This window comes from Erysipelothrix sp. HDW6B (assembly GCF_011301115.1).
GTDB lineage: Bacteria > Bacillota_I > Bacilli_A > Erysipelotrichales > Erysipelotrichaceae > Erysipelothrix > Erysipelothrix anatis.
The window spans coordinates 253935-275233 of record NZ_CP049860.1 but is presented as its reverse complement, the minus strand read 5'-3'; the positions used below and the strand labels follow the sequence as shown (position 1 = coordinate 275233).

The window sequence follows — 21299 nt, the reverse complement described above, 5'->3', positions numbered from 1 at the left end:
ATTCACGAAACTTTAATATGTTAATATTTCGTTCACTAAATCGATTGCAAGCACATAATATCAATTTATACGGTTTTATGTAGTCGATGTCATTAATGCACGCATTTATGTAATTAATGACAATATTTTTCTTATGTAAGCGCAACTCAATATTTTCCAAACAAAACACACCATATTTGAATTAAACAAATAAAAAGGACTTCCCGAAGGAAGTCCTTGATTATACTAAGCTTCTAATTCATCAACGTGTGTTGCGAATTGGTAGTCATCTAAGTAAAGTTTAACGTAGTCTTTAATCAATGACAATGGATCGTTAGATACTCTACCATCTTTAATACGACGGTATTGGTATGGCATGTATTGTGATAACAATGTCATTGGGATTGGTGTTGCTTCTAAGTTTGCAACTAGTTTATTGATGGCAGCTTGAACTGCTGGTGTTGGCAAGTAGTAACGTGCACGGTCTGAGTAGCTATATTTACGTTTGATTGCAAGTTCAGCGTCTGTTCCGTGGTAGTGTTTTTGCCAGTTTCCTGGGCTTGCTAACATCGTTTCTTCAAGAACATCAATGAAACGTGAAGGGTCTGTTGTAATTTGATCTTCAATGTGTGAAAGGGCAAATAACGCTTCACGTAAAGCAAATGTCAATGCTGGTCCTACTTTGAGGATTGCAATTCCATCTTCAACCATTTCACGTAAGTGTTCTGGTGTTTGGTAATCTGTTGAGTGTCCTTCGAATACAAAGTTATCAAACTCATCACGTAATGTTGCAGTTAAGACTTTTGCATTTTCGCGGTTATATTGGAAGAGGTCTTCATCTCCAAACTCAACTCCAGGTTGAACAACAATACCAATTACAGCATCAAATACTTTTTCAACACCATATTCTGTAAATGTTTCTTTAAAGACACGGTATGTCTCTTTAAAGTCTTCTGGGCTTGTAACTGCTAATGTTTCTTCTTTTTCTTGAGCTCCTCCTGGGATTGGAACTTCACTACCAATAATGAATGCTGGGAAGATTGCATCTGGGTTTTCTTTTAAGAGTTCATCATAAGCTTCTAATGATGCTTTAGCCATGATTGCAGAACGACGCGCAATCGTTTCATTTGATAACATTTCAGTTGTGCTATCATCCGCAACACGCATTGATGTATCCAAGTGGATTTTTGTAAATCCTGCACGAACATAGTCATAAACAAGTTCAACTGCATTTTTCATTGCTTCGTCTTCGTTTAAGTCTGTCCATGTTAGAGGACCTAAGTGGTCTCCACCTAAGATAATACGTGACTTGTCATAACCTACTTTGTCCGCTAAACCGTAAACAAATTCACGGTAATCTGCAGGTTTCATGCCTGTATATCCACCAAATTGGTTAACTTGGTTCGCTGTTGCTTCAATAACTACTGATGAGTTGTGTTCTTTTGCGAATTCTAATGTAGCTTCAAGTACAAGATCACTCGCTGTACATGCTGAATAAACCCCAACTGGGCGTTTATTGCTTAATAAAAACAATGGATTTTTTTTCATACTTTCACCTCGTACTTTAATTTTAGCACAGTTCAATTTGCACTATGTTGTGGTAAATAATAGGGTTGTTGCATTTTTCGACATAAAATGCGATTTTGTCATTAAAAATTCAAAAGCGTGAATCTTTTTTACTATTTCGGATAATGCATTTAATTCAGTGACATGATATAAATAAGTTAGAAATGGAGTGATACTATGTTATGGATTAAAAATGTTTTACTGGAAAAAGGCTATGTTAAGCATGCTTCCCTCGGTTACAAAACTAAGACAACACTCAGTGTCTTGGGAATTGAGAATGGAAAAATTGCTGTCATTTCTGATTGCTTGCCAGATGATGCAACGGATGTTGTAGATGCACAGGGATATCTCGCAATTCCCAGTCTTGTGGACAATCATATTCACTTAGATAAAGGTCATCTTGGTGGTCCATGGCAAGCAGTGGTCCCCATGCATTCGGTCGCAGACCGAATCCGTGAAGAAGAAGCCTTCTTGGAATCTTTTTTGGTAGATACGCCTCAACGAGCACAAGCTTTAATTGATCTTGTTGGTGGTTATGGTGCAACGTTTCTTCGGGTTCAAGTCAACGTAGATCCAGTCATTGGACTGCAAAATCTGCAGTGCATTCGCGAAGTATTAGAAAACAATGCACACCGTTTGGACTATGAACTTGTCGCTTTCCCCCAACACGGTACACTTGCAACTGAAAATGACAAATGGTTAACACAAGCCATGCAAGCACCCGGTGTTAATGTAATTGGCGGTCTCGACCCTGCTACAATTGATCGTGATATTGATGCATCGTTACAGGTGTTGTTTGACCTTGCACAAACATATAATAAAGAGATTGACATCCATCTACACGATCACGGCACACTCGGTATTTTCGAAATCGAAAAAATTGCAGATTTTACCGAAAAATATGGCTTAGCAGGACGTGTTCAAGTTAGTCATGCCTACGCATTGGGTGATGTTCCTCTAGAAATAGTTGCAACACTGGCACAACGGTTGGCGACATTAGACATAGCAATTAACACTACTGTTCCGATTGATACTTCAGCGCCACATATTCCGACACTTCAAAATGCTGGAGTTCGGGTTCATGTTATTAACGATAATATCAACGATCATTGGAGTCCCTTTGGAACCGGTGATCTTATTCAGCGTGCAAGCCGTGCTGCTGAGCGTTTTAATCTCACTGATGAAATCGCACTGTCTCAATCATTAGGGCTTGTAACAAAAGGGAAAACACCGCTCTCGCCTTCTGGTGAGATGCTTTGGCCTAAGATTGGTGATTACGCAAATATTCTCTTTATCAAAGCTGAATCTTCGGCACACGCTATCGCACGGATTCCTCAAGATCGTGTATTGATGTTCAAAGGAACCCTTATGACGCATCATTTCGAGAAATAATACCCTCATCCAAAGAGTATCTACGGATACTTTTTTATTGTCATTTTTAATAATAAAAAAACCTCTAATGTGGCACCATTAGAGGTTTATGTTTTTATAAGGAATTAAGACATGCTAGCAACAAAAGAATATTATTTTAATGCCTCTAGAATAAAGTTCATCATGAATAGCGCAGTTGAGATGTAGACAATTGGATGGACATTACGTGCTCGACCTTTCGCTACTTCAACAATAATATAAGCCATAAATCCAAATGCTAAACCATTTGAAATACTGTATGTAAGGACCGTCATGACAACTGTAAAGAATGCAGGCACTGCCGTTTCGAAATCACTCCATTGAACGTCCCCAAACGAAGCACTCATTAAGATTCCGACAACAATCAATGCTGGTGCAGTCGCAGCAGCAGGTATTAACGAAACAACGGGTGCAAGGAAAATACTGAGCCCAAAACATATAGCAGTAACAACTGATGTTAGACCAGTACGTCCACCCGCTTCAATTCCAGCAGAACTTTCTACAAATGTTGTAGTATTTGAGGTACCAAAGATAGCCCCAACTGATGTTGCGATGGCATCAGCAAACATCGCTTTATCCATTTTTGAAGAAAAACCTTTGCCTTCTTCAAGTGCACGCTCATCTTCAGCTGTGAAGATACCTGAACGACGACCTGTACCAATAAAAGTTCCGATTGTATCAAAAGTATCAGTAAGACTAAATGCAAAGACAATTGGGAATACTGTCATTAAACTATGGTTTGTAAAGAGGCTTACAATCCCTTCATTTCCCAACGCTTTACCAAAGATACTGCCAAACTCTGTGAAGATTTCTCCAAAGCTCACAGTTTGCGCAGCGCCACCAAGATTAACAACTCCCATTGGGATACCAATTAATGTTGTAAGTACGATTCCAATAAGCATTGCGCCTTTAACTTTGCGAAGCATTAAGACAAGGATCAAGACCAATCCAATTAATGCCAACAAGATGCTTGGGTCACTGAAATTTGAGAGTGCCGGAACGCCAGCTGTAAAGTTTACAAAGTTAATGTTCAAAAGGCCAATATAAGCAATGAACAATCCAATACCAGCACCGATTGCTTGTTGCAATGTTTCTGGAATTGCTTTAATGATGTGTTTACGAATACGGGTGACAGTAATCAAGATATTAATGACACCACATACAAATACAAGTGCTAATGCTTCGTAAGGTGTGAACCCCCCGATAATAACAACAGTATAGGTGAAGAATGCATTAAGTCCCATACCTGGTGCTTGTGCATACGGTACGTTTGCAAATAACCCCATAACCATGGTCCCTGTAATTGCTGCAAGTATCGTTGCAATGTAAACTCCGTTGATCGGTAATCCCGCTTCGGATAAGATCTGTGGGTTTACAAATAAAATGTAGGCCATCGTAAAGAAGGTTGTAATCCCTGCTAATACTTCTGTACCTACGGTTGTATTATTTTCTTTGAGTTTAAAGAATTTTTCCATTTATTCTTTCTCCCTTTCGTCTCAAATGATTAAAAAACCAAATAAAAAAGATCGGGAGAAAACGATCTTGAGAGTTTTCACCACGATTGTCGATACATTTACGGTGTATCGGTAGAGACTACCCGACCATATTTCGGGTATTAAATTCGGCTAATTAATACACTTACAGTATATGAACACAACTATTGATTGTCAAGTGAACCTTTGAGAATGACTAAAAAAACTGCCGAAGCAGTTTAGTCGAGATATAAAATGTAAAAGTGTGTTGTGATTCCGACGGCAGGAACATTTTCAAGAACCGCATATTGTTTGAACCCAAGTTTCTCGTAGAATTCAGGACCTTGGAAGTTCAATGTTGAAACTGTAACAGATTTACAGTTATGTGCTTTCGCATAATCAATCGCCGATTTCACTAATTTTGAGCCTATACCCTGACCACGATACCCTTCCTTAACCGCTAACATACTTATTTTGAGGCGTTGATAGAAAATTTTTCCAGTAATACCACCGATGTATTCGTTGTCGATTGAATATACATTTGAGAGAGCTTCCTGTTTTTGTGATGGAAAAACTGACAATGCGGCATTGTGCTCATCAAGAAGGACATTTAGCAGTGCTGAATTTGTATCATAGTCTATAGATTTAATCATAGTAACCACCCCTTATATAACTATTGTAGGCAATCTTTTCATTAATTTCCATGATTTACGCATATATTTCACATGAATTTTTATACATCAAAAAAGAGAGCATTCGCTCTCCTTTCATTACGCTAATTCGTTTTTTGATGTTCCGGTATTGATAAACTCTTGTAAGTTTTCATATGAGTATTCAACCATATTGCTGACGGCTTCATCTGTATATGATCCAACATGTGGTGTTACAAGTACACGTGGGTATAAGTTCATGATACGTGTCATCAACGCATCAACGTCAGTTCCACGTAAGTCTTTATTAAAGTAAGCTGTTTCGTTTGCGAGGACATCTGTACCAAATGCTTGAACTTTTCCTGATTCGACAGCATCTAAAATTGCATCTATATCTTGGAGTTCACCACGGGAAGTGTTGATTAAGATAACGCCATCTTTCATTTTAGAAATTAAGTCTGCATTTAAGAATTCGTCATTTGAACCTTTAAAGTAAGGCATATGCATTGAGATGATATCAGATTCTTTAAGAAGTGTTTCAAGATCAACTTGTGTACATGTATCGCCTAAGTAATCTTTTTCCACAACATCATATCCAATAACGTTTGCACCAACACCTTTGAAGATTGTTGCTGCTGTAAATCCAATTTTACCAAGTCCGATAATTCCAACAGTTGATTTACGGATTTCTTTACTAAACATGAAGTCATCAATTTTGAAGTTTCCTTGTTGAGTATTGTTTGTTGTATAAGATGTATGGCGTGCAAGTGTCAATGCCATGGTTAATGCAAGTTCAGCAATCGCATTAGGTGAATAGAAAGGTACATAAGCAACTTTCAATCCGAACTCTTTTGCTGCTTCTAAATCAACATGGTTGTATCCAACTGTGCGTGTTAAGACATATTTAACGCCATAGTTTTTATAGATTTCTAAATTTTTACGATTTCCTGGGCAATTTCCACGAAGCATAACTGCATCACAACCTTCTGCAAGGTGAACAGATTCATCGTTTAACATTGCTTCAGTTAGAACTAAGTCATAACCAAATTTTTCATTCAATGATTCAAAGAATGGTTTTTCTACTGGGCGTACCCCATAACATAAGAGTTTCATAATTTTATCCTTTCAAAATTAAATAATACCTGCTGTACCAAGAGCTGTTAAGATAATTAACCAAACAATAATAGCAACGATTGATAAGACGGTAGCAACTAATGATGCATTCGATGCAAAGAGTGCTTCTTTATCAAAGTTGATTGCGTAGCTAACACAGACAGTTGCTGGTGGTGTTGCTAACATAATGATAATTCCTGTAATTGCGACAGAGTCTAATGGTAAGAATCCGATTTTCTTGAAGATGATCATCATGACTAATAGGATTGCTGGAATAATGACAAGTTTTACTGCTGAATAAATCCAAACTGCTTTGTCTTTCACAGCATCTTTTAATGAAATTTTTGCAAGTGTCATCCCGATTGCTAACCATGCTAATGGTGATGATAGTGATGCTAAGTAACCGACTGATTTCATGAACCATGGTAATGTTTTATCTAAACGTAAGAATGCACCAGTCCATGCTTTATCACCAGTACCAATTGTTACTTGAGGTAAGCTACCTTGGAACATCCAAATTGCAAATCCAATAAATGTTGCAAGAATGATTGGGTTCAAGATGATTTGTTTTAAGTTTTTCTTTTCGAGTTTTAAGCCAGAGAAGAGAATAAATCCATATGAGTATAAGAAGACACGGTAAGCAATATTAAATAAGTTTGCATAAAGTGTTCCTTCTGTACCTAAGAATGCTGAAATAATAGGAATTCCGAAGAATGTTGTTGATCCAAAAATTGTGATTCCACGAATAGCGTCAAGTTTATCCCCTTTATAAATAAACATGTAGCCAAATGTGATGATGATTAAGATTACGTAAGCGACAAAGCCGAAGATAAATGTATTGAGTCCGACTGTAAATGTCTCAGGTTTAATTTCAGTCATAAATGCTTGGAATGCTAACGCTGGTAACGCAACATTCAGCAAGACTGCTGTTAATGCTTTAGACGCTTGGTCTGTAACTTTATTTGATTTTTTCAAGTAGTATCCTAAAAGGATAATTGAAATTGTTGAAAAAATCGCCCCTAGAAATGCTTGATCCGAAAGGACCTGTTTCATAATTTCCATATTCTATTTCCTCCATTGTTCTCATCGCACTTCAAGTTCCGCTTCGAAGTGCTTCGAGATATTAATCATAAGAGATAAATATGCATATATATAGGGTGTTTTATCGGTTTTTATCATTTTATGTCATTTTTAGTGCATGAGTGGTATCCATATTATATAGTATGTGAAATATTTAACTAAGATAACAAGTGCAACCCTTTACAAAAAAAGATACTATTTTACAGTATCTTTCATCACTAATGGTTTCAACAAGCGAAGGCTGTTGAGAATAACAAGAATTGTACTTCCTTCATGACCTACAACTCCAAGTGGTAATGAAATATCGCCCATAAAGTTAGCAGACACAAGGAGTAAGATTACGCTGAACGAGAAGACAATATTTTGAATTACAATTCGACGGAGTCGTTGAGACAAGGTATATGCGTAACGAATATTCTCGATATTATTGTGAACGAGAATGATGTCTGCTGCTTCAATCGCAATGTCTGTTCCGCCTCCCATGGCAATTCCAATGGTTGCATTCGCAAGTGCGGGTGCATCGTTAATGCCATCCCCTACCATCGCAACATCACCATATTCTTCAATTAAATTGTTGATAATATCCGCTTTTTGATTTGGAAGTGTTCGTGCAATCACGCGTTGGACACCTACCGCTTCGGCTATTTTGTTTGCCGTTTCTTGGTTATCACCGGTAATCATAACGGTTTGGATATTTTGTTCGTTTAACCATGAAATTAAAGCGATCGCATCGGGACGTAACGTATCAATTAAGCCAATAATACCAACAATTGTTTCTTCCTCTTGAATGTAGACCAGTGTTTTTCCTTCTGCCATCCAAGCAGCTTCTAAGGCGATCATTGGTTCGCTAAGAGCTTGTGATGATTCATTCCGTCCAACTTTATACAGTTTGCCTTGATACAATCCACGCACACCAAAACCCGGAAGTTCTTCGATATCTTGAACAGCAACAGCACCAGTGTGCATTTCTTTAACAATAGCCTGTGCAAGTGGGTGAGTCGAATGGCGCTCTAATGCAACAACAATGCCGCGAAGTGTTTCATCGTTTAAATAGACATCGGTTACACGCATCTCGCCTTCCGTTAAGGTTCCTGTCTTATCAAAAGCAATCGCTTTTAAGTCCATAAGGTTTTCAAAATGAATACCACCTTTAACTAAAATACCATGTTTGGCACCGTTAGATATTGCTGCCAAAGTTGCTGGTGTGACGGAGGCAATTAATGCACACGGTGAAGCAACTACAAGTAAAATCATGCCTCGATAGAAGGCTGCTTCAAACGGTACATTCATCAACAATGTCGGAATCGCAATAAACAATGCAACAACAACTAAAACTCCTGCTGCATAATAGCTTTCAATTTTATCGATAAATCGTGCTGCTTTTGACGGATAGTTTTGAGCATCATCAACCATTTTGACGATTTTCTGAAGCATCGTATTTCCGGGTTCTTCGTCTACTTCTATGGTAATTGGACTTGACACATTCAACGTTCCACCAAAGACACGATCTCCGATTGTTTTATTACGTGGAACTGATTCACCCGTAATTGCAGCTTCTTCAAGTGCAGTTTCACCACTAATGATTTTTCCATCAATTGGAACACCGGCACCACGGGCAACAATGACTTTGTCGCCGATGTTAAGTGTTTCAACTTGTACAGTACGTGTGCTTCCATCTTCAAGCAATTGTTGGGCTGTTTCTGGTTGCATCGCCATCAATGAGTTGATTTCGCGTTTACTTTGATCCAATGTCATTGCTTCAAGAGCACCCGATACCGCAAAGATAAAGATTAATACAGCACCTTCAGAGTAGTAACCAATTAAGCAGGCCCCTAATGCGGATAAAATCATCAACAGTTCAACGTTTAAATGTTTATTTTCTAGCGTATCTTGAATCCCTTCAAGCGTTTGTTTGTATCCCCCGATTACAATTGCCAATACAAAAAATACGGGACTATTGGTAACAAATCCTAATACAAGGAGTATTCCACATGTAATCGTATCCCAAAATTCTTTTATATAATTCATACATATACCTTCTCTCACAAATGATATTGATAATGATTATCACTATATGTAGATTGTATCATACGTTCTTCCGCTTTTGAAGTGCGAACCATTAATTATTCAACTTCACAAAGTATTTGCTTCATGGACGCCATCGTTTACGATTCACTATGTATGAACATTTGATTTTTGTATTAGTGAATTACAGGTTTGATTCTTGATTCAGCATTATGAACAAATAAAAATAGGAATCTGATGATTCCTATTTTTCAATGATAATATCACTTGCTGGTGAATTCTCTTTATGCAACCCAGAAATTTCGTCACACTCTGATGGTGATAGTTCAAAATCAAAGATATCAAAATTTTCTGCTTGTCGACACTCATTCGCCGATTTTGGAAAAACAACAAATCCAGTTTGAATTTGCCAGCGCAACACAATTTGCGAGACTGATTTTCCATATTTTTGTGATAATGTAACGAGAATGGGTTCTTCTTCCAAAGCACCTCGTAGTAAGGGGCGCCATGCTTCCATAACAATTCCTTGATTATGATTATATGCATATGCTTCCGCTTGAATCATATATGGATGACGTTCCAACTGATTTACCATTGGCATCACAACCGCATCTTCCATTAAAACTTCGAGTTGGTGATTACTGAAATTAGAAACACCAATTGCTTTGACTTTACCTTGATCGTACAAGTATTCCATCGCACGCCATGTTGCTTTTGATAGCGCGTGGGGCCAATGAATCAGATATAAATCAAGATAATCAGTTTGTAGATTTTCGAGTGTATGTTCAAACGCTCGAAGTGTTGCATCATATCCTTGATCAGTTTCCCACACTTTAGAGGTCAAGAAAAACTCTGATCGTGGAATACCACTGTCTTTAACAGCCGTTCCGATGATTGTTTCATTGTCATAATATGATGCAGTATCGATATGGCGATAGCCTGTTTGAATTGCATGCTTAATGGCAACAAGACCTTCGTCACCTGTTAATTTATACGTTCCTAGACCAAGAACTGGAATAGCAACCCCATTGTTTAATGTTTGATAAAGCATGATAACTTATCTCCTTTTCAAACGATCGAACCACGTTTCCTTTTTTGTAAGTTTGCGGATATCGTCCATGTGATATCGTATCACGCGAGCGCCTTGAATCATCGTAAATTGCCCACGACCTATTTCAAAAATACCAACTTTATCAAGGGGAATGTTGATATGGACATCGGCTTGTTTTTGTACTAATTGGTCTGCTTCAATCCGCATAATATCCATGACCCGAGTTCCCAATCCAATCATCGAATCAAAGTCTTTAAAAGGCTCGTTCGAATGCATTGTTATCGCAATGGTTCGATCAACACCGTAGTCTTTAATCGGAACAAGGGGTAGATTCTGACGCACCCCACCATCGACCAGCATCATCTCTTCAAACGGTGTCGCAGCAATCACGAATGGAAACGAACACGATGCCCGTACGGCCGTCGAAAGTTTAATGGTGTCAATCACAATCGTTTCAGGATCGGAGTTTTGGTAAAGCTCTGGATGTGATACAAACATAATCGTTCGCCCTGTAATAATATCAACGGCATTGATTGCTAGGGGGATTTTGGCATCTTGGATCATATGGAGTCCCAGTTTCTCTAAATAGACATCCAGCACATCCTCTAAGTCTTGACCATCGACAAGACCGCCTACTAATTTGTCTTTTGAGAAGGGCAGAAGCTTCATCGAAGGACGACTCATAATTTTCTTGTCTTGAATTTCTTTCTCCAATTCCAAAGCGATTTCCTTAACCGTTTCAATATCTGCACCACTGGCATACAATGCAGCGATAACAGAACCCATGGAAGTTCCCGATATCGCATCAATTTTAACACCTTCACGATGTAGAGCCGCTAGAATCGGCAACTGGGAGAACGCTCGGATTCCACCACCCGATAATGCAATTCCAATTTTTGTCATGTTTATCACCTCTGCTTTTAATTATACCGTATCTTCTATGATACAATTACAAAAAGGATGTGAAACTATGACACTGACACTTGAACTTGTATTACTTATTTTAATCGCGTTGGGAATCCTCTTACTTCTAATCCGCAGTTTTATTAAAACTGATAACACACACAATCAGCAGGAACTACTCAATCGTAATTTCAATAACCTAACTGACCGTTTGGATATAAAAATTAATGATTTGAATCAACGAAATTTAGAATTTGAACGGACCATTACGTCAAGTTTAATCCAATTTCATGACCGTACCACAACAACCATGGGTACACAATTCGATAAACTGCAAGAGTCTGTTGAGAAGCGACTAATGTTGATGGATCGTCGTATGTCTGAAAGTCTTGAAGAAGGATTTAAAAAGACAAATCAAACCTTTACCGATATTGTTGAGCGACTCAGCAAAATTGATGAAGCACAGAAAAAAATTGATGCGCTTTCGTTTGAAATTGTTTCATTACAAAATGTTTTGACCGATAAGAAAACACGTGGCGCTTTTGGTGAAGTGCAACTTGCCCACATTCTCGCTTCCATCTTTGGTGAGAAAAACGACAAAATTTACCAACTTCAGTATACATTCTCTACAGGTTCCCGATCTGATGCCGTCTTGTTTGCTCCGGAACCTTTGGGAACACTAGCTATTGATTCTAAGTTTCCGTTAGAAAACTACCGCCGGATGGTCGATGTGAACCTCAGCCCTGAGGCGCGAACACTCGCCACCAAGACCTTTGTGAGTGATGTGAAGGCGCATATTGATGCGATTGCCAACAAATATATTATCCCGAACGAAACATCCAACCAAGCTATAATGTTTGTTCCTGCAGAGGCTATCTTTGCAACCATCAATGCTTATCACGAAGATATTATTGACTATTCCCAAAAACGTCGTGTCTGGCTCGCGTCACCAACAACATTGATGAGCACCTTAACCACAATTCAAACAATTCTCATTAATCTTGAACGCGAGAAGTATGCAGCTGAAATTCATGACCACTTACGCAAACTATCCGTTGAATTTGACCGTTACCGGAGCCGTTGGAATAATTTATCGCGCCATATGGATACACTCCATACCGACTTCAAACAACTTGACATTACCACCGAAAAAATCACCAAACGTTTTGATGATATTTCCAATGTGGATGTTCAAAATACAGCCGCAATTTCCAACGAATAGTAAAAAAAAAGCTTGCTTCAATAACGAGGCAAGCTTTTCTTATCCAAATATAGCAAATAATAAAACGACATACCCAACCATTACGATAGGGGCAACGATAAATTTGATTTTTGAACGTTTTAATAACGCTTCATCTTTTTCATCTTTCCCTTTGAGACGATCACCGTATGCGGATATCATAACAGCAATACATGCCATAAATATCAAATATCCCGCTGTCGACATATAATTATAAAACGTAACACGATCCATATTTAAACCCTCTTATCTACATTGCAATCAGCACAAGGAATGAAATACCATTCATCAATGCGTGAAGCAGAATACTATACACCATACTATCTGTTTTGGCATAAACCCATGCCATCACAAGTCCAGCCCAAATGTAACTCAGCGACATAATCCATTCAACTTTTACACCTGCAAGAAGCCCTGGGATAATGTGAAGAAGACCAAAGATGACGCCCGTCACAACATAAGCAAGAATTTTATGCTTTCCATATATTTGTCGGAAGTAGATTCCACGATACGTAATCTCTTCAACGATTGGTGCTTGAAGTACAACCATAAAGAATCCATAGATAGGTACCGAACGGATAATTGTTTCCACCATTTGTTGGTTTACAGTTGATTCTGTTACACCCATAGCTTGGGTTACCATTGCTGTTCCAATATTACCCAAATAAACAAGTCCTAAACCAATAAAGACATAACGGTATTTCTTATCACTATTTTTAAAGTTTTGCCACGATTCATAAATGACCACGCGCATCTTGTACACCAAATAGTAGATACTGATGAGACCCATCACAATTTGCGAATATAAGCCAATAACTTCAGTACCACCAGCGGCCATGGATATCGTTACAAACATCAAACTGAGTACAACCTCAAATAGAAACAACTGCAAGATTGTGAGTGCTGCACGCCCCAAGCTAAAGTTTGATCCATCTTCAATATGTTCATAGACTGGAACTGTCAGTGGATCCTGAAAAAGGCGCATATACAGCTCGTATCCGCCGAAAACCAAAAATACCGAACCTGCAATAATTGTACCTAAGAATGCGCTCATGTCAGCATTGAATGGTAACAGTGCTGCTAGCATCGCAGCACCAACATAAAACCCAATCATGTAAATCCAGATACTTCTTGTTCTTTTTTTCATCATAAGCCCCCTATTGTTATTTTGAAAAAAGTGTTTGTAGTCAAACCTGAGTTAGCCTATAAACACTTGTTTAACGCACGATTACGGATACAACGTGTTGATTACGAAGATAGCGCCGTTCAATCCGATCACTTAACGTTGACAGTTGAATATACGGCATAATGCCTGTTGCTTCATGAATCAATTTTGCAGGTCGGTTAGGACCTAGTAATTGTATCGTATCACCAAAATTTACCGTTTCATCCACACGTATCATCGTCTGATCCATACACACTTTACCAATGATTGGATAATTACGATTGTTGATTGATACTGGAACAACTTGATTGCGAACATCAAAGCCATCTGCATACCCAATCGGCATTGTTGCGAAAGTTTCGTCCGTTGTTGCCGTGTAGGTATAATCATACCCAACAGTTTCACCTGCATGGATGTGATCCAAATGAGTCACTGATGCATTGAGTGTAAGGATGGGTTCCAAATCTGGCATATCAACGCGATAACCATACAATGCGATTCCCAAACGTGATCCATTAATCCACGCTTTATCTGCAATCAGCGCGGTTGGTGCATTTCCTACATGAATCCATTTCACCGTTTTCTCTAAAGATGTCACGATCGCTTCAAATGCATTCAGTTGGCGTTGTCCTATTTCAAGATTTTCAGGACTTTGGAAATGCATATATATTCCTTCAACCTCATGATTTGAAACAATATCTCGAATGACCGCAGCATCTTTAATGCCATAACGGTTCATCCCTGTGTTCACTTCGATATGCAAACGAAGTTGCATATTTAATGCTTGAATTGATGCATACCATGCTTCTGATGGCACAGTATACACAAATTGCGGGTGATGATGTTTCTGAATCACCGACGCAGAAACATAGCTGAAGATAAGGATATCTTGCGTAATTCCAGCTGTTTGAAGACGAAGTGCTTCATCAAAGGATGATACGCATAAAAAAGGTGTTCCCAACGCTTCCAGTTCGCGTGCAATTGTAATATCACCGTGACCATATGCATTGGCTTTCACTACCCCAAATACTTCTGTATTTGTATAAGCTTGGATCCGTTTATAATTACGTTCCAATTTATCCAAATCTATTTCTGCCCATGTTTCTCTAAATCCCATTAAACAACCCTCGAATATATATAAGATACATACAGTGCTAACGCACGGTATAAAAACCATAAAACTGATGAAATACTTTCTTTTAACATTGAGCTAAATGTCAAACGAATGGATTCCATATTAATAAGTCCCACAATCCCAAACTCTGAAATAATATCAGAAAGGATGATTGCAAGTAATGTTGATAATACCGCTACAATTGCGAATTTTAATTGAATGCCTCGCCCTACGCGATTGATTAGCATTGCGATAAGTAAGCCAACACCTGTAAGAACGATTGCATGGTTAAAGACATATTGTCTGAAGTAACCACTAATCACCCCTAAAAGCACTGCCGAAATCACACCAGCAATGATGGACATCGTAAAACGATGTTTTACAGATGCTGCTTGATTGTTGAATAGTACCATAAGCGCCTCTTTCCTTGTGTTTTCATTGTATATTTTACACTATTTTTACTGCAGTGACATCATTTCACGATTAACTTGTCATATGCGATGCGTTTACTGCCATTTAATAGGGTTATTTCCCCACGTTCGATATATCCGTTACGCTCTAAGAAGCGACGCATTTTTTTATTTTGAACATGCGTATCGATGCGATAGTAAGGCATTCCAATTTCTGTTTCGATTGCTTGAAGAAATTGGCTTCCAAGACCTCCACGTTGATGTATTGAAGAAACGACAAAGCGATGGATGACGGCATACGGTTCGTCATAGCCCCAAGCACCATCAATATTCTCATATGTTGCCTCACCCATTGTGGATATCATGCCACTGGCCAGTATGATCTTGTCCTCAACATAAACAAATGAAGTTTTTGCATCTATATCATGTGTCAGTGTTTCTATATTAGGATACCCATCTTGCCACTGATCAATTCCATCTTCTCTCAACATCGTTGCGGCATTGCGATACATTTCTACGATAGCATCTCGATCAGAATAAGTTGCTTTTCGAATTTGATATGTCATTTTTAACCTCGCGTAAAGACATTCGTCACTTTGATTGTTATAATAAGGACATGAACAATATTAAGAGAATTTCCTATGTCATTGTAGGATCATGTTTATTTGCAATGTCCGTTAACTTATTTTTGATTCCTGCCTCCATTTATAATGGTGGGATAACAGGTATAGCCCAGTTGCTTCGTGATGGGATCATGAATACATTCAATATTCATCCATCATTCGATATCTTTGGCCTCATCAATTTAGGTCTTAACATTCCAATTTTTATCTTTGCTTGGAGTCGTTTATCCCCTAAATTCGTTCAATTAAGTTTACTCAGTATTATAACACAAACTGTAGCGCTGACGTTAATACCCATACCAAAATCGCCATTAGTGGAGGATGTCTTTATTGCGATTGTATTAGCAGGAATTATTGGATCATTTGGTGCATCACTTGCCTTTCGTGCAAAAGCATCAAGTGGAGGTTTGGATGTTATCGGATTCTACTATTCCCAGAAGAAAAAGGGAAGTCTTGGTAAAATCTACTTAATTATTAATAGTATTATTTACTTAATCTGTCTTGTCGTTTACGATGTTCAGACTGCAATTTATTCGTTGGTGTATTCCTTTGTATTTTCGTGGGGACTTGATCGTTTCCATGAACATAACTTGGAAGCCAGTGTCATGGTCTTTACGAAGAATAAAGATATCAAAGCACATGTTATCTCTGAAATTCACCGAGGAGTTACTCACTGGGAAGGTTTTGGAGCCTATACAGGAACAAGCATGGATGTCTTTGTTACGATTGTTGCACAATCCGAGTTGAGCGATGTTAAACGCTTAATTCGTCACCATGATCCGAGTGCCTTTGTTATTGTAACCAAAAACCTTAAGGTTGATGGTGGATTCGAAAAACGTCTTATTTAGAAATGGAGCGTATTATGAAAAATATTCCAGAATATAATGGTAATTTAAGAAAACACATTCTCCGTGTTCCTGACATTATTGATACAGCAAGCGGCATTCGTGTCTTTGGCCGTGTTATTAAGTCGCTCGTTTTCACAACGGATATCGCCATTATTCGTAATTGCAATGCTGATGCTGTCATGGCTGTCTATCCATTCACACCGCAACCTATTATTACGGATGCAATTGTTGCTTCGTCTGACAAACCCGTCTTTTCTGGCGTTGGTGGTGGTACCACACGTGGTCCTCGGGTAATTGGACTTGCTATGGATGCGGAACGTCAAGGAGCACACGGTGTCGTCGTGAATGCGCCAACTTCGAATACAATTATTCGTTTGGCAAAACAAAGTCTCGAAATTCCGATCATTATCACAATTACCGATATTGATACGGATATCTCAGCCCGCATTAACGCAGGTGCAGCAATCTTAAACGTATCTGCTGCCTCAAAGACTCCAGAAATTGTGCGTCACATTCGTGAGTCTTATCCGGATGTTCCGATTATCGCAACTGGTGGTCCAACCGAAGAATCTATTCAAGAAACAATTGATGCTGGTGCCAATGCAATTACTTATACACCGCCTTCAACTGCAAGTCTCTTTAAAGGTATTATGCAATCGTATCGTTAGTGTACCTCCTGTGCACTTTAAACCCGTATAATTGATTATTATGCTATGATGATATTAGAAATTAGGAGAGATTGATATGAAACTAACAATTACAAACGAGGCCGCAAAATGGTATATCGAAGAAATGGGATTAGTTCCTGGTGATAGCATCAAATTCTTCGGTAAAGTATACGGTCCACATGGTGGATTTTCATTCGCGATAGCTAAAGAGGAGCCTACCAACCCACTTATGCTTATCACGGAAGAAGGCGTAAATTTCTACGTCGAGCAATTTGATGAGTGGTTCTTCAATGATAAAGAAGTCAACATCAAAATGCGTGCAGATGGTTACGAACCAGAATATGAAGTTATTGTAAAATAAGGGCTCACGCCCTTTTTTATTTATACCTATTTGGTACAATGTTGGTATAAGGAGTTTTACTATGACACAACAGACTTTACAAGAAATCATAATTAACCGTGACCAACGTTTTAATATCCCGTCACTCTTTCTTCAACAAGCCAAACGCTTTCGTGAGATGATGTTGCTCTACGAATGTGCCGTTGACGAAATCACAACCAAATTAAATATTTTAGATAAAGAATTAGGATTTGTATCACAACGCAATCCCATCTCGGCCATCAAATCACGCGTCAAGCGTCCACAAAGTATTGTAGATAAACTTATCCGTGACGAAAAACCCGTGAATGTCGATTCTGTTCGCGAAAACCTCAACGACGTTGCGGGGGTTCGTGTCATTTGTTCCTACATTGATGATATTTTTGCACTTGCCGAAATGATTAAGAAACAAGACGACATTCGAATCATTGAAGTCAAAGACTACATTACACACCCCAAAGATAATGGATACCGTAGTTTGCATATGATCGTCGAAGTTCCGGTCTTCCTTTCCTCAGGTAAAGAATATGTGCGTGTCGAAATTCAAATCCGCACGATTGCGATGGATTTTTGGGCGAGCCTCGAACACGAAATTCGCTACAAAAAATCACACAAGCACTTAGAAAGTGTTGCTGAAGCATTAATGGATTGTGCCAATACCATTGCCGAAACGGATCAGAAAATGCTTGATATTCGTTCGCTCATTGACGATGGTGATGAAAAACACGAAGAATAACAATCAATAAACCAGAAAGATAACTCACTTTCTGGTTTTTTTCTGTTATTTTTACTGTCTCGATTGTTTTTTTAGGGTTTATGAATTGTAAGCGCATTGCAATATTATGTAGAATAGAGAAAAGGAAGTGATTTATGAAACGCCATACCCTAAATTTCTTATTATTCTCAAGTATTTTACCGATTGTACTTGCGTTTTTGATAGCTTCGCCTACGGAGCTTTTTAATGGTATTATCGCAATTATTCAGGCACAAGACATTCTTATCACAGATTACATAGCAATTGGAGGGTTGGGAGCCAGTTTGCTTAATGTAGGGTTGATATCATTACTTGCTGTTTGGATGATTCAATACTCGGGAGCAGAAATTAATGGTACCGCGATTGCTTCAGTCTACCTAATGGGAAGTTTTGCCTTTTTTGGAAAAAACATCTTCAATGTCTTACCGATTTTGCTTGGTACCTATCTTTATTCTAAAATAACAAAAGAGCGCTATTGTGACATTGTCCACATTTCGCTACTGGCTACGAGTTTTGCGCCAATTGTTACGGAATTGCTGTTTTATATTCATGCACCGTTATCGATTCGCTTATCACTGAGTATGGTAGTCGGTATCTCTGCTGGTTTTATTATTAAACCAGTCTCACGACATCTGTTTAAAGTTCATGAAGGGTTTAACCTTTACAATACAGGATTTTCAGTTGGTATCTTAGCGACGCTCTATGTTTCAATTATGAAGTCATATGGCTATGAACCGGTGAAACGTTTAATACTTGATACAGGCAACACCTTCCCGTATGCTCTGTCCCTTTCCGTTTTATTACTAGCAATGTTTATGTACGGGTTTTATCTTGATGGTTTCTCATTTAAAAACTATCGTCAACTTTTGAAGGAACCTGGTTATCTGGATCATGACTATCTCAAAATGTACGGTCTTTCCACAGTTCTAATCAATATGGCTATTAATGGCTTTATTGTAATGGGGTATGTCCTCTTTGTGGCTCGTGCTGGATTAAACGGTCCTTACATTGGCGCCATTCTCACCGTTGTCGGATTTTCGGGTCTGGGAAAACATGCTCGGAACATCTTACCTATTCTTGTGGGTGTTGTATTGGGAAGTTTAACCCAAAACTGGACTTTAGATACACCAACGATTGTCTTTGCCGCATTATTCGGAACTGCCCTTGCACCGATTGCTGGTCACTTTGGTTGGGGTTGGGGTATTCTTGCAAGTTATATCAATTCCTCAGTCGCCTTGAACTCTGGACAGATGCATGCCGGTATGAATCTCTATAACACTGGATTCTCTGTTGGTATCGTTGCTGCCGTTTTGGTTCCAATCATGCACCGCTTCGCACCAGTACCACCAGATTTGGATAAACAACTTGAATACGATTTAGACGCATAGACATGATAAATGTCGTGCGTTTTCTTTTGATAATTGGTATCATACTCGTATGTGAGGTGATGAAATGTTTGGTTCTGTTTATTTAAAAAACTTCCGTTGTTTCGATGAAACTACTGTTTCTTTGAAAAATAAACGCGGATCGTTCAAACAACAAGTCAGTGTATTCGGAGAAAATTCAAGTGGCAAGACATCGTTTCTTTTAGCTTTTGGATTTCTAAGACGGCTCACCGATGGATATCGTGTCAATGATATTTACCGTACCCGCACTCACTTCCGCTATACACCGAAAGTAGATCCATTCGATTTAAAACGTGAAGTTGCAAAGCACTATCGAAAACTAGCATGTGATGACATGGTCTTGGCTTTCGAAGTCTCCATTAAAAACCAAATATTTGTTTATACAGTACAATTTGACAACAGTCATAATCTCATTCAAGAGTCACTCATGAAACGTGTTAACAATAAAGAAAACATTATCTATAAAGCCGACAGCACCGGGATTGTCTTTGGTCGCAGTATGGTCTTAGTCCGCGATATTGATACTATCAATGCTTTCCACCAGAAAGCCTTTGGTGAGTATACAATGTTATCGATTCTTAATTATATTTGTTATGAACACAAAGACATTGTCTTTAAATCAACACTTTCTGACTTCATTGAATACATTGCGCATATGCGCGTTGTAATTCCAAACCATTATATGCAACTAGACTTCCATAACTTTATCTGGAATTCCAATATTTCAGTTTTCGGTGGCCGCGCAGATATTGAGTTGAAACAGTTTATTCTAAGTTCTTTACCCGTATTAAATAATACAATTAAAAGTATTTTTCCATTGGTTGATTCTGTGGATTATACATTCGTTGAAATTGAACCTAACTTATGGCAATACGATCTCGTTGTTTCTAAACGAACCGATTTAGGCATCGTAAGTGTTCCTGCGAATGAACTTCCATCAGGATTGACACATGTTTTATCGATGTCGATTAGCTTTGTTGAACTGATGTTGGGAAATACCGTCATCTATGACCAATTTGACCACTATCTCCATCAAATACCAATGCTAAACATTATCGAAAATATTGTTTCTAAATTTTCTGGACAAAGTATTCTAACCCTTGATTCTTTGGATACTATGAATCATTTAGAGCCCCCTTCAGTCTATGTAACCAATATCAAAGACTATACGTTTACGGTTACCGGAATTGAAGAGATTTCACCAACCCAACCGAACCATAACGTACGCAGTCGTTACGAATCGGGAGTGTATGGGCACCCATTAAAAACAGAACCGAATACGTTGTACGTACTGATGGACGACTATGCTAAAGTGGTCCGATGGACACGTAACAAAAACAATTACTAATCATTGGGAACGTTTTATTTACCGTTGAGAACATCAACAATCGACATTTCCGAAAGTGGTGTAAACTTAAGCTATCATCGCAAGATGACGTTTTA

Annotated in this window: 21 protein-coding genes and 1 riboswitch; of the genes, 8 read left to right on the top strand and 13 right to left on the bottom strand. The window is 38.4% G+C overall.

Annotated elements, in window-relative coordinates; translation table 11 throughout:
* Positions 1-225 precede the first annotated feature (225 nt).
* Positions 226-1527 carry a class II D-tagatose-bisphosphate aldolase, non-catalytic subunit gene (locus G7061_RS01250; protein WP_166118126.1) on the bottom strand — a complete coding sequence of 434 codons (1302 nt, stop codon included), beginning with the start codon at positions 1525-1527 and terminating at the stop codon, positions 226-228.
* A 195-nt stretch (positions 1528-1722) separates the two neighbouring features.
* On the opposite strand from G7061_RS01250, the gene G7061_RS01245 reads away from it, so the two are divergent.
* Positions 1723-2937 (top strand): amidohydrolase, encoded by a 1215-nt coding sequence (locus tag G7061_RS01245; RefSeq protein ID WP_166118123.1) that lies wholly within the window; start codon positions 1723-1725, stop codon positions 2935-2937.
* Between the two features lie 131 nt (positions 2938-3068).
* On the opposite strand, the gene G7061_RS01240 is transcribed toward G7061_RS01245, so the two are convergent.
* The 7 genes from G7061_RS01240 to G7061_RS01210 all read right to left on the bottom strand — a co-directional run bounded on the left by G7061_RS01240 (position 3069) and on the right by G7061_RS01210 (position 11249).
* Complete coding sequence (locus tag G7061_RS01240; protein WP_159647319.1) at positions 3069-4430, bottom strand: NCS2 family permease; 1362 nt, start codon at positions 4428-4430, stop codon at positions 3069-3071.
* A 65-nt stretch (positions 4431-4495) separates the two neighbouring features.
* A riboswitch (purine riboswitch) is annotated at positions 4496-4598 on the bottom strand.
* Positions 4599-4666: 68 nt separating this feature from the next.
* Positions 4667-5080 carry a GNAT family N-acetyltransferase gene (locus G7061_RS01235; protein ID WP_159634604.1) on the bottom strand — a complete coding sequence of 138 codons (414 nt, stop codon included), beginning with the start codon at positions 5078-5080 and terminating at the stop codon, positions 4667-4669.
* A 117-nt stretch (positions 5081-5197) separates the two neighbouring features.
* Positions 5198-6190: a 2-hydroxyacid dehydrogenase gene (locus G7061_RS01230; RefSeq protein ID WP_159634607.1), complete on the bottom strand. Its 993-nt coding sequence runs from the start codon at positions 6188-6190 to the stop codon at positions 5198-5200.
* A gap of 18 nt (positions 6191-6208) precedes the next feature.
* Entirely contained in the window at positions 6209-7252 is a 1044-nt protein-coding gene (locus tag G7061_RS01225) for an AEC family transporter (RefSeq protein ID WP_159634610.1), read from the bottom strand.
* A gap of 213 nt (positions 7253-7465) precedes the next feature.
* On the bottom strand, positions 7466-9298 hold the full coding sequence (locus G7061_RS01220; protein WP_166118120.1) for a heavy metal translocating P-type ATPase: 1833 nt from the start codon (positions 9296-9298) through the stop codon (positions 7466-7468).
* 241 nt (positions 9299-9539) lie between these two features.
* Positions 9540-10346 carry an aldo/keto reductase gene (locus tag G7061_RS01215; RefSeq protein WP_166118117.1) on the bottom strand — a complete coding sequence of 269 codons (807 nt, stop codon included), beginning with the start codon at positions 10344-10346 and terminating at the stop codon, positions 9540-9542.
* Positions 10347-10352: 6 nt separating this feature from the next.
* Positions 10353-11249 carry a patatin-like phospholipase family protein gene (locus tag G7061_RS01210; protein WP_159639797.1) on the bottom strand — a complete coding sequence of 299 codons (897 nt, stop codon included), beginning with the start codon at positions 11247-11249 and terminating at the stop codon, positions 10353-10355.
* Positions 11250-11316: 67 nt separating this feature from the next.
* Here G7061_RS01210 and G7061_RS01205 point away from each other — a divergent pair, with 67 nt between their 5' ends.
* On the top strand, positions 11317-12471 hold the full coding sequence (locus G7061_RS01205; protein WP_205700101.1) for a DNA recombination protein RmuC: 1155 nt from the start codon (positions 11317-11319) through the stop codon (positions 12469-12471).
* Between the two features lie 39 nt (positions 12472-12510).
* Here G7061_RS01205 and G7061_RS01200 read toward each other — a convergent pair whose 3' ends face one another.
* The 5 genes from G7061_RS01200 to G7061_RS01180 all read right to left on the bottom strand — a co-directional run bounded on the left by G7061_RS01200 (position 12511) and on the right by G7061_RS01180 (position 15744).
* Complete coding sequence (locus tag G7061_RS01200; RefSeq protein ID WP_159634622.1) at positions 12511-12723, bottom strand: hypothetical protein; 213 nt, start codon at positions 12721-12723, stop codon at positions 12511-12513.
* Positions 12724-12739: 16 nt separating this feature from the next.
* Complete coding sequence (locus tag G7061_RS01195; RefSeq protein WP_159639799.1) at positions 12740-13636, bottom strand: CPBP family intramembrane glutamic endopeptidase; 897 nt, start codon at positions 13634-13636, stop codon at positions 12740-12742.
* Positions 13637-13706: 70 nt separating this feature from the next.
* On the bottom strand, positions 13707-14771 hold the full coding sequence (alr, locus tag G7061_RS01190; protein ID WP_166118114.1) for an alanine racemase: 1065 nt from the start codon (positions 14769-14771) through the stop codon (positions 13707-13709).
* Positions 14771-15181: a hypothetical protein gene (locus G7061_RS01185; RefSeq protein ID WP_159639803.1), complete on the bottom strand. Its 411-nt coding sequence runs from the start codon at positions 15179-15181 to the stop codon at positions 14771-14773. The genes alr and G7061_RS01185 overlap by 1 nt, the downstream gene beginning before the upstream one ends.
* A gap of 59 nt (positions 15182-15240) precedes the next feature.
* A complete protein-coding gene (locus G7061_RS01180) occupies positions 15241-15744 on the bottom strand; it encodes a GNAT family N-acetyltransferase (protein WP_166118111.1) in 504 nt (167 codons plus the stop codon).
* Positions 15745-15794: 50 nt separating this feature from the next.
* Here G7061_RS01180 and G7061_RS01175 point away from each other — a divergent pair, with 50 nt between their 5' ends.
* The 6 genes from G7061_RS01175 to G7061_RS01150 all read left to right on the top strand — a co-directional run bounded on the left by G7061_RS01175 (position 15795) and on the right by G7061_RS01150 (position 21204).
* A complete protein-coding gene (locus tag G7061_RS01175; protein WP_159634634.1) occupies positions 15795-16649 on the top strand; it encodes a YitT family protein in 855 nt (284 codons plus the stop codon).
* Positions 16650-16663: 14 nt separating this feature from the next.
* The gene (locus G7061_RS01170; protein ID WP_159639807.1) at positions 16664-17317 is read left to right on the top strand and encodes a hydrolase; all 654 of its coding nucleotides are present in this window, start codon (positions 16664-16666) and stop codon (positions 17315-17317) included.
* A 76-nt stretch (positions 17318-17393) separates the two neighbouring features.
* On the top strand, positions 17394-17678 hold the full coding sequence (locus G7061_RS01165) for a HesB/YadR/YfhF family protein (protein ID WP_159634638.1): 285 nt from the start codon (positions 17394-17396) through the stop codon (positions 17676-17678).
* Positions 17679-17739: 61 nt separating this feature from the next.
* Complete coding sequence (locus G7061_RS01160; protein WP_159639809.1) at positions 17740-18432, top strand: GTP pyrophosphokinase family protein; 693 nt, start codon at positions 17740-17742, stop codon at positions 18430-18432.
* 134 nt (positions 18433-18566) lie between these two features.
* On the top strand, positions 18567-19838 hold the full coding sequence (locus G7061_RS01155; RefSeq protein ID WP_159634642.1) for a DUF1576 domain-containing protein: 1272 nt from the start codon (positions 18567-18569) through the stop codon (positions 19836-19838).
* Positions 19839-19902: 64 nt separating this feature from the next.
* Positions 19903-21204 (top strand): AAA family ATPase, encoded by a 1302-nt coding sequence (locus G7061_RS01150; protein ID WP_159634644.1) that lies wholly within the window; start codon positions 19903-19905, stop codon positions 21202-21204.
* The last annotated feature ends 95 nt before the right edge of the window (positions 21205-21299 follow it).